6 protein-coding genes, 1 pseudogene and 1 riboswitch are annotated in these 9,925 nt (G+C 47.4%); of the genes and pseudogenes, 4 read left to right on the forward strand and 3 right to left on the reverse strand.

Annotated elements, in window-relative coordinates:
• The coding region (locus L5M11_RS23215; protein ID WP_263193388.1) for an integrase core domain-containing protein at window positions 1-241 on the forward strand (241 nt) is incomplete at its 5' end.
• A gap of 8 nt (window positions 242-249) precedes the next feature.
• Here the strand turns inward: L5M11_RS23215 and L5M11_RS23220 are convergent.
• Window positions 250-2,784 (reverse strand): annotated as a pseudogene (locus tag L5M11_RS23220) (PAS domain S-box protein); the annotation flags it as partial.
• A 144-nt stretch (window positions 2,785-2,928) separates the two neighbouring features.
• Window positions 2,929-4,287: an alanine/glycine:cation symporter family protein gene (locus L5M11_RS23225; protein WP_173246737.1), complete on the reverse strand. Its 1,359-nt coding sequence runs from the start codon at window positions 4,285-4,287 to the stop codon at window positions 2,929-2,931.
• Between the two features lie 250 nt (window positions 4,288-4,537).
• A riboswitch (glycine riboswitch) is annotated at window positions 4,538-4,667 on the reverse strand.
• Window positions 4,668-5,114: 447 nt separating this feature from the next.
• Between L5M11_RS23225 and L5M11_RS23230 the strand changes: the two genes are divergently transcribed.
• Genes L5M11_RS23230 through L5M11_RS23240 form a run of 3 tightly spaced genes read left to right on the forward strand, consistent with a single transcriptional unit; the run spans window position 5,115 to window position 9,647 of the window.
• Window positions 5,115-5,789 (forward strand): ABC transporter ATP-binding protein, encoded by a 675-nt coding sequence (locus L5M11_RS23230; RefSeq protein ID WP_263193391.1) that lies wholly within the window; start codon window positions 5,115-5,117, stop codon window positions 5,787-5,789.
• Entirely contained in the window at window positions 5,779-8,448 is a 2,670-nt protein-coding gene (locus tag L5M11_RS23235; RefSeq protein WP_263193392.1) for an ABC transporter permease, read from the forward strand. The genes L5M11_RS23230 and L5M11_RS23235 overlap by 11 nt, the downstream gene beginning before the upstream one ends.
• Window positions 8,448-9,647 (forward strand): lipocalin-like domain-containing protein, encoded by a 1,200-nt coding sequence (locus L5M11_RS23240; RefSeq protein ID WP_263193393.1) that lies wholly within the window; start codon window positions 8,448-8,450, stop codon window positions 9,645-9,647. Before L5M11_RS23235 ends, L5M11_RS23240 begins: the two co-directional genes overlap by 1 nt.
• A gap of 67 nt (window positions 9,648-9,714) precedes the next feature.
• Here the strand turns inward: L5M11_RS23240 and L5M11_RS23245 are convergent.
• Window positions 9,715-9,925 (reverse strand): transposase (locus L5M11_RS23245; protein ID WP_263193394.1); only part of this gene is annotated, 211 nt, incomplete at its 5' end.

Here is a 9,925-nt window from a genome sequence, read left to right on the forward strand (position 1 = left end):
GAGCCGTCGAGGTAACTGCTGGGATAATGCGCCAATGGAGCGATTTTTCAGGAGTTTAAAAACGGAATGGGTGCCAACGCAAGGCTATAAGAGTTTTATTGAAGCTAAACAAGATGTGACTGATTATATTATTGGCTATTACAGCCAAGTCAGGCCACATCATTATAATGCAGGATTAAGCCCAAATGAATCAGAGCGAAGATTTTGGGAAGATTCTAAAACCGTGGCCAAATTTAGTTGACCACTACAACTCTTACCCGAAAGTGCTCGCACGACATCCGGCCTTTCGTCATCAAAAATCCGCTCAGCGATGGTGTCAAAATTACTAATAAGATCATCACGATGTAGCCCCAGCATTTTCATTGCCGCACCAGAGAGAAAGGTAAATCTGCGATCAGTAGGCGAGTGCCATAACAATTGGTATACGGTACAAGGAATAGACTCTGTAATATTGGTCAATTGCAGGCGCGAAGCCTCCAACTGCCCTATAGCAAGCTTACTCTCTGTGATGTCATCAATACTGCCGTCGAACCAAAGTGGAACGCCCTCTTCGGTATAACTTGCCTTACCTTTCTCATGCACCCAGCGCACACTGCCATCGCGATGGCGGATACGATATTCCACTTCAAAGGTTTCTTGCTGCGCGAGTGCCCTATCAATATGCAAATGACATGTAGGTCTGTCCTCCTCTAAAATCAGCGAAGCAAAAGTACGTTGGCGATTTTCAATAAACTGACTCGCTGCATAACCCGTAATCTCAGCAATATTGTCACTGATATATTCCATGAACCATACATCCGCGATACGAGTCCGATAAACGGCGCCGGGAATATTAGTCACTAAGCCACGAAAACGCTGTTCGCTATCACGGATCTTCTGCTCAACGGCCAGTTTTTGCGTCATATCGCGTATTGAAGCCGCCACTTGCCTTTGTCCATCAAAGGCAGGGGGAAGAATACTCAGCGCTATTTCCGCAATAAATTCATTACCATCGGCTTTTAAAGCCCGAACATGACGGGCATTTGCCATGCCTCTATCGCGGCCTTCGCGCAGGAATGTTTGCCGCTCAAGTACATGCCCGTTTCCTAACTCTTGCGGCAATAACGCCTCAACCTGCAAACCCAGCATAGCGCCCGTTTCGTATCCAAAGAGCTGCTGACAGCGACTGTTAGTAAAAACGATTAACCCCTGTTGGTCGACAATCAACATGGCCTCAGGCGCAGCCTCAAGCACGGCATTTGACCAAGCCGCCGCCGAAAACTGCTCAGTAACATCGGTAAATAACATCTCCACCGACATTAACTCACCCGTATCTGATAATAATGGCTGCATAAACACATCGAGCCTTCTTAAATGCCCTTTTTCATCCAGCATTTCCACTTGGTGCGAAGGCACATTTTGGCCCTTTAAGGCTAAATCGGTATATTCCCAGTTCTTCTCATTGAGGGGATTAGCCGAGAAGAGCCTTTGATATTTGCGCTTGAGCAAATCAGGGGTAATCCCCAACACCTTAGTTACCCCCTCACTAACCTGGGCGAGTTGACCATTGGGTTCGAGGGAACAGTAGAAAGACTTTTCACTCATGCCATCAATTAGGCGCGCAAAGCGATTACCGCGGGAATCAAGAATGGCTTGTTCACGTTCTGCGAGTAATTCCGCCATTTGATTGAAGGTAGTACTCAGCGTCACAATTTCACTCACGGCACCTTTAGGTACAATGAGCTGCTGAGTTTTACCCTGTCCAAAGGACAAGATACCCGACTCGAGTAGCTCTAGCGGCCGAGTTAACCGTTTCGCCGCGAGATAACAGGTCAGCAATAATAAAAGGGTTAATAAACTTAAATTGAGGATGATAGATGCTAGATCATCAAGCAGGGAGTTGAATAAATCTTGTTCTGGCGCTAATACAATCACACGCCACTTTAATTGCGGTACAGTCGCAATACTAGCAAGATAAACAACATCTTGGTTATCAACAAACCTTGTTTGACCATCAAGCCTTTTATCCTGTAGCGTCCAAAAATCGGCATTTTTATTCTTATCGAGCCACTGGGCTGAAGTCGTTGCCAGCACTTTTTCTTTATCTACATGATAAATAAGCCGCCCTTGATCGTCTAAAACCACCAGACGATTTGGTGCAATCCCCAATTGTTTTGGCAATCCATCTAAGGCTAAATCAACCGTGGCGACTCCAAAATAATTGCCTACCTCACCAAAAGGAGCCGAATAGGTCAACATCAGAATATTCCCCGCCCCCTCATCAAAGTATGCCTTTGACCAATAACCGTTCGCTTGATTGATAGCCTTGCTCCACCAATCCCAAGTGCCATCGGTATAGTCGTAGCCTTCGGCGCCAATATCGAGGTAGTGTAAATCGTTACCACCACTTGTATCGCGGTAAACATAGGGGGAAAAGAGCTTTCGATTGGGGAAGGTATTAGGTTTAAACGCGACTGCGGAGCCAAAAAAATCAGGGTTACGTTTGACTCGATTCATCAAGACACTTTTAACACTCTCAGTGTCATTCATGTCTTCTTTACTTGACAAAAAACCAATAAAATCAGCAAGACCTTGGGTGTTGGCCTGCGCATGCTCGAGCAGAAACTGCAGACGAGAAGCTGAATGACTCGCCTCTTGTGTCAGGCTATGGTAAAGCCGATTCTCTGAGGAGATATAACTAAACCAAGCGTTTACACCATAAACACTCGCCATAATTAAAATGAGAGGCAAGGCTATGTGGGATAAAATCCTACTGCGAAAAGTACGAAGTTTACTTTTTTCCATGGCGTCGCCCTAAAGCCCTCGATTTTATAAACACTGCATTTAAAAATAGCACTTATAAAGTAAACGAAGAATTTAGTGGCGACAATGTTAAAGTTAAAATAATGTGAAGTAATTTGTTGTTTTAAAAACACTAATAAGCCGTCTCTAAGAAGCCGTCTCTAAGGTTTGATTAGGTAAAATACGAGCAAAATAGCTTTGGGTTTCGGCGATAATGATATGCCTCAATCCCACAATAGCGATCAAGTTAGGGATAGCCATCAAACCATTAACCGTATCAGCCAACAACCAAATCACATCCAGTTTGATAAAAGCACCACCCGCAATCAGCACCAAAAACACCACTTGATACATGCGTAATCCGCGCTCACCGACTAAGTAATACCAACAGCGTTCACCATAATAATGCCAGCCCAAAATCGTTGTAAACGCAAAACACACTAGCGCAATCGTCACCAAATACTGACCCACAAGCGCTGAGCCTCCCAGAGCAAAAGCAGCACTCGTCATCGCGGCACCCGCAGTCTCACCACTCCATACTCCTGTGATGATCAGCACTAAGCCCGTCATAGTGCAAATGATAATGGTATCGAAGAAAGTACCCGTCATGCTGACCAAACCTTGCTCAACGGGTTCATTGGTTTTAGCAGCAGCGGCGGCAATGGGTGCACTACCTAATCCAGATTCGTTCGAGAACACACCTCGGGCAATACCGATTTGAATCGCCTGCGCGACTGTCGCCCCTAAAAAGCCCCCCGCAGCTGAGAGTGGCGTAAAGGCAGATTCAATCACTAAAGCTAAGGCGGGTAAAATCTGCTCGGAGAAACCGACTAAGATCCACACGCAGGCCAGCACATAACCAATCGACATCGCAGGCACAAGTTTTTGCGCCACATTTGAAATGCGCTTTACGCCACCCAAAGTGACTGCGGCAACTAACACAGTCAACACAGTTGCAGTCAACCAAGTCGGCACCTCAAAGGCAATCGTCAGTGCATCGCTGATGGCGTTAACCTGTGCAAAAGTACCGATACCGAAAAAGGCCACACCAACCCCAAAGAGAGCGAACAATTTCGCCATCCAAGGCAGACCAAGGCCGCGCTCGATATAATACATAGGGCCACCCGCAATCTGCCCACGAGCATCGGTGGTACGGTACTTTACCGCCAACATACATTCAGCATATTTAGTCGCCATGCCGAAAAATGCCGCCAGCCACATCCAAAATAACGCCCCAGGGCCACCCATTTTTATTGCCGTCGCCACGCCAACAATATTACCGGTACCGATAGTGGCGGACAGCGCAGTACAAAGCGCGGCAAAGGAAGATAAATCCCCATGACCTTTGGCGGGTTTAAACAACAATCCCATCGCCATCGGCAGACGAAATACTTGGATAAGCTTGAGACGCACAGTGAGGTAAACCCCTGTACCCACCAGCAAACAAAGGGTAATTGGGCCCCAGACGATGCCATTAATACTGGCAAGTAAAGCTTGAAAACTCATGATATTCCTCGAATATTAAACAACAAAATTAATAAACGGAGGAGGAAAAGAAATGGCTGTGACGCGCCGCAGTCGGACGCTATAGCGAACTATTTTGACCTAATCTCGGCCGAGAATCGCCTAAGCTGAACGCTAAAAGCGTAGCAAGCGAGAGCTCTACACGAGTGCTTTCAATAAGAGCAAAAGTGCTCCATCTCAAGCAAAAGAGTAAAAATAGCCCACGACGACAAACGACAGGGACTGTGCAGTCATCCTCTCCTCTGTCCTTTTGCCTGAGCGTTTCGCGTCGCAGGTTATACAATAACACCACGACACTTTCGCCTTCGGCGCCACCTGATTGCACAATGAATGCAACTGGTAGTCTCTCCAGAGGCTCGTCCAGTAACAGTCCACGCCTATCGGCACCTGAAAGAGTGCTTTGTTTTTATAAGAAGACTCGCTTCTGTAAAACCAAAGTTGCCTCGTCGGTGTGGGGTCAATTCCCCACTCTCCTGCTACCTTCATCCGAACGGATTGCTAGATTGAGATTTACTCCCAAGCTAACAGGACGCACAGAATGCAACAAATGCGGCGTCAGCTCAAGCCGTTTGCTCACAGTTCGCGGAGGATTTAATCCAGTTGACTATTTTTACACCAAATGACGATTTATGTTTTGTTACTCAGTAGATGATCCTATTACAAGAAAAATCAGTATCTATCTGAATAGAAAATGCTTTATCTTGAACATAGAATGGCAATCCTAAATTGCGGCCACTAAGTAAGTTGCCGCCGCAATTTGAAACACTGCTTACCACCCCCGCCGCCAATGGATATAAAGGAGTTGCTCAATGGCCGACGTCGCTAAGCTTAACCAAGTCACCAAAGGCTTTCGCGATGGTGAGCAATATCATCAAGTACTGCAAGCGGTTAATCTACAGATCCACAGAGGTGAAACCGTGGCGCTTACAGGTCCCAGCGGCAGCGGCAAAAGCACCTTACTCAACCTGATCGCCGGCTTTGAAACGCCAGACTCGGGTGAAATCTTGCTAGAACAAGCGTCCACCTCAACTTGGCAAGACAAAGATTGGAGCCGTTTCAGACGTAATTCCTTAGGTGTCGTGTTTCAGCAATTTAACTTACTCACGCCACTCAACGTGAAAGACAATATCGCCTTCTCCTTAAGTTTAACCGCGCAGCCATGGTCGCCTTGGTGTGACTATCTGGTTAAAAAACTTGGGCTGATGCCATTACTTCACCGCCAAATTGAAGCCCTGTCAGGCGGTCAACAACAGCGTGTCGCCATCGCCCGCGCCTTAGCCCATAAACCGACCTTGCTACTGGCCGACGAACCTACGGGTAACTTAGATGATGTGTCAGGCAAACAAGTGATGGCACTACTGTGTGAACTGGCACGGGAAAGCCAAACCAGTATCTTGATGGTCACCCACAGCGAAGAGTGCGCCGCCTTTATGCAAAAACGTTGGCACTTATCCCAAGGTGCAGTCGCTATTTATGAACAATAAACAGCTCACTAAGGCGACTCCCACAGCGCTTAAGCAAACAGAACTTAAACAGACTGGACTTAAGCAAACTTGGCTAAAGTCAACTTGGCTGAGGCTGACGTGGCTCAGCCTAAAGGTTTTTATCGCCCATTATCGCCATGCGCCCATACAAGCAGGTGCCATTCTGCTCGGTATCGCCTTGGCCGTGACGCTACTTATTGGGGTTAAAGCGACCAACGATAATGCCGTGCGCAGCTATAGCGATGCGACTGAGTTACTGAGTCAACGCGCCGATGTGCTACTCACGCCGCCCCTAGGACAAAACACTTTAGATGAATCTGTCTATTTCGCCTTGAGACGAGCCGGATTAAGTCAGAGCCTCGCCGTCGTAAGTGGCAAAATCTCCGGTAAAAACGGTCAGTTCTGGCAACTGGAAGGCAGCGATTTGATCGCTGCATTAACACTACAAAAATCGAGAAGTAACGCCTCGACTGACACACAATCAGCCACCTCACCACAGATGAATGACTTACCGCTTGCCGATCTCATCAACGGCGCAGCCACAGTAATCATGAGCCGCAGCCTAGCAGCCAAAGTGGCGCCCGACGGTAAACTTGTTTTAGAAAATAGCACCTTAGATGTCATTGCAATTGATGACAGTTTTGGTCTAGGAAGCGCCATCTTGGCCGATATGTCCCTCGCCCAGCGATTACTAAACATGCAAGGCAGATTGAGCTATATCGCCATGTTCAGTGAGCGAGAAAACCTACCTAAACTAAAATCCCAACTCGACGCTTTAGGGATTACGCCCCAAAAGGCCAGCTTTAGCCAGCAAGATCAAGGTCAAGCGCTGATAGCGCTGACCCGCAGTTTTCACCTTAATCTTAATGCCATGAGCATGTTAGCCTTCGTTGTCGGCCTCTTTATCGCCTATAACGGTGTGCGCTACAGCCTAATGAAACGGCAAAAACTGTTAGTGCAGTTATTGCAACAGGGAATAGAGCGCCGCGCCTTGATGACGGCACTGATGTTCGAATTAATTTTGTTAGTTGTCATAGGTTCAAGTCTGGGCTTTATCAGTGGTTTGCAACTCAGTCACTGGCTGCAACCTATGGTCGCCATGACCTTAGAGCAAATGTATGGCGCCCACTTGCTCCCCGGTATTTGGCAATGGACTTGGCTTTTTGAGGCAATTGTCCTCACCTTAATTGCCGCGCTCGCCGCTTGCTTGCCCTTGTATTTAGATCTTACGCGCCAAGCGCTTGCACAAGGGGCGAATCGTTATCAGCAAATGCAGGCACACCGCAAAAACCATAGCATTCAATTTGCCTTAGCCTGTGGCTTATTGACCTTAGCGGCTCTGCTGTTTCCCTTCAGCCAAAGCTATAACATCAGCTTAGTGTTGCTCGGTATCGTCGCTATCGCTATTCCCTTATTGTTGCCGCAATTATTGCATTGGGGCGTCAGTGCGTTAATGCCCTTGGCGCGTCCTGGATTATGGCAATATCTGCTCGCCGAAACCCGTGAGCTTATTGCACCGCTTTCCCTTGCAATGATGGCGATCTTACTGGCGCTCAGTGCCAATGTGTCGATGAACACCCTCGTTGGAAGCTTCGAACAAACCCTGCGATCTTGGCTAGAAACTCGCTTGCATGCCGATCTCTATATCCGCCCACCAAGCCAGCGTATCGACACTATTCAAACCCAATTGATGCACGATCCAAGAGTCAGCGGTCTTTATCAGCAGTGGCAGATTGAAGCCCAGCTTTCACTGCCAGTTTCAACGGATAATCCGAGCGAGCAGACGATTCCGGTGAGCCTACTCAGCCGCGATGAATTTTCGACTCGGCACACCAGTGCGCTTAAGGAAAGCCTGCCCACATTGTGGCAATCCTACTTTAATGCACCCGTTGTATTGGTGAGCGAACCTCTAGCCATCAAATACCAATTACAGCTTGGTGATACTGTGTCATTGGATGTGCTTGAGAAAACAGGTAACAGCAAAGCCATTATTGGCGGCATTTATTATGACCACGGCAATACCCGAAACGAGGTCATTATCAGCCAGCCACTTTGGCAACGGGCCCAGTTACCTGTACTGCCGGTGAGTTTAGCGGCAAGTTTTCGCGGTAAAGAGCAAGGCAGTAGGATAAGTGAAGCAGAACTGGATCAACTACAAGTCCAACTGGCGACTGAGCTAGGTTTATCCCAAGCGCAAATCTACAGCCAAACTAAGATTAAAACCCAAGCTATCGCTATGTTTAAACGCACTTTTTCCATTACCTTAGTGCTGAATAGTTTAACCTTGATTGTCGCCGCAATTGGCCTCTTTAGTGCCTGCTTAATGTTGACTCAGGCAAGGCAAGCGCCACTGGCACGACTGTATTCCCTCGGCGTCAGTCGTAATGCTCTGCGCGGTATGGTGTTTATGCAAATGTTGATTGTGGTACTGATCACTTGCCTGCTCGCTATGCCAACGGGCGCGCTATTAGGTTACCTACTTATTAATAAGATCACCTTGCAAGCCTTTGGCTGGACGATAAAAATGATTTGGGATTGGCAAGCTTACGGCCATGCAATACTGATTGCCTTAACCACCTGCACCTTAGCCGTACTCTTACCGCTGTATTGGCAAACCCGCAAGCCACTGGTCGCCAGTCTGCAGCAGGAGACACTGTGATGAAAACACTCAGTATTGTATGGGCAGTGGTTGGGTTAATGCTGATCGGCGGCTGCGATAAAACGCCATCGACGCAAAACACTCAGTCCAAATCCATGGCCAATGTGGTGGGGAAAACCTCTACTAATCAAGATGATTTAGCTTTTACGCCTGTTGTTCCCGGCTATAGATTTGAATTTCCGCGGGATCACTTGGCGCACAATGGCTTTCGTCAGGAATGGTGGTATCTGACCGCGAATTTAACCACAGAAACAGGTGAGCAACTCGGCGTCCAGTGGACGCAGTTTAGAGTCGCCCTGAAACCCACAACTCTGCAAACAATCGCTCTACAAACAACAGTTCCGCAAGTAACAGATGCAACGCCCAAAAGTGAATCCACTTGGGAGACTCAGCAGCTTTATTTAGCCCACAGTGCATTAACCTCGAGTAATGCTCACTTGGCCCACGAAAAGTGGTCACGCCGCCATAGCGAGTTTGCCGAGGTGAATTTAGATCCTTATCAAATCCGCCTCGATAACTGGCACTGGCAGAGCGAAACCAATGCACTCTTTCCCGCGACCTTAACGGTGGAGAATTCTGATTTTAGCTATCGACTTCAGCTTAATAGCCAAGCGCCACTGCAATACCAAGGCGTTAACGGCTATAGCCTTAAAAGCCGCGACGGCCAAGTAGCCTCTTACTATTACAGCCAACCCTTTATTGAAATTTCAGGTGAAATCAACCGCAATGGCAAAGTGGAGCAAGTCACAGGCCAAGGTTGGCTCGACAGGGAATGGAGCTCGCAATTTCTCACTAAAACGCAACAGGGCTGGGATTGGTTCGCGCTCAGGTTAAACGATGGCTCGACGCTGATGTTGTTTCAGTTACGGGATCAGTCTCCGGCAGAGTCCGCAAAGAATGCACCTATCTCAGCATTTTATAGCGCCAGAAGAATGTTTGCCGATGGCACAGGTCGCAACATCAATTCCACTAACAATCCCAATGACATTCAGATGACGCCTCTTAAATGGCAACACACAGTCAATGGCGACTATCCCGTTAGCTGGCAAGTAAAAATCCCCAGCGAAAATATCGATCTCACTATCATCCCGCTCAATACCAATAGCGCTATGCCATTATCAACGCCCTACTGGGAAGGCCCAGTGCATCTCTCTGGCAGCCATACAGGTACGGGTTATATGGAGCTAACGGGCTATTAACGTCTTATATATACTAAACAATGTGAATATAACTAGGGTCTGTTGATCTTTGCTGTACAAATGTTGTTCAGCAATATATCGGCAGCCACATTAACATAAACGCCAGTGACACCATACTGGCGTAATTTCTTGCTAGCTTGTCATATCTTGTTGATATTGCTCGATAGTGCTTAATTCTTCCAAAAGCATTCTCCACTAAATGTCGATACCGATATAAGCACCAATCGACTCTTTCTTGAGGTGTATTCTTATAGCGGCGCCTTGGAATAACAGATTTC

It is taken from the genome of Shewanella sp. SM87 (genome assembly GCF_025653705.1).
GTDB lineage: Bacteria > Pseudomonadota > Gammaproteobacteria > Enterobacterales > Shewanellaceae > Shewanella > Shewanella oncorhynchi.

Bases quoted from the DNA above. Each gene is read 5' to 3' on its own strand.
- L5M11_RS23225 (WP_173246737.1), bottom strand. From the start codon at position 4,287: ATGAGTTTTCAAGCTTTACTTGCCAGTATTAATGGCATCGTCTGGGGC.
- L5M11_RS23230 (WP_263193391.1), top strand. From the start codon at position 5,115: ATGGCCGACGTCGCTAAGCTTAACCAAGTCACCAAAGGCTTTCGCGAT.
- L5M11_RS23235 (WP_263193392.1), top strand. From the start codon at position 5,779: ATGAACAATAAACAGCTCACTAAGGCGACTCCCACAGCGCTTAAGCAA.
- L5M11_RS23240 (WP_263193393.1), top strand. From the start codon at position 8,448: ATGAAAACACTCAGTATTGTATGGGCAGTGGTTGGGTTAATGCTGATC.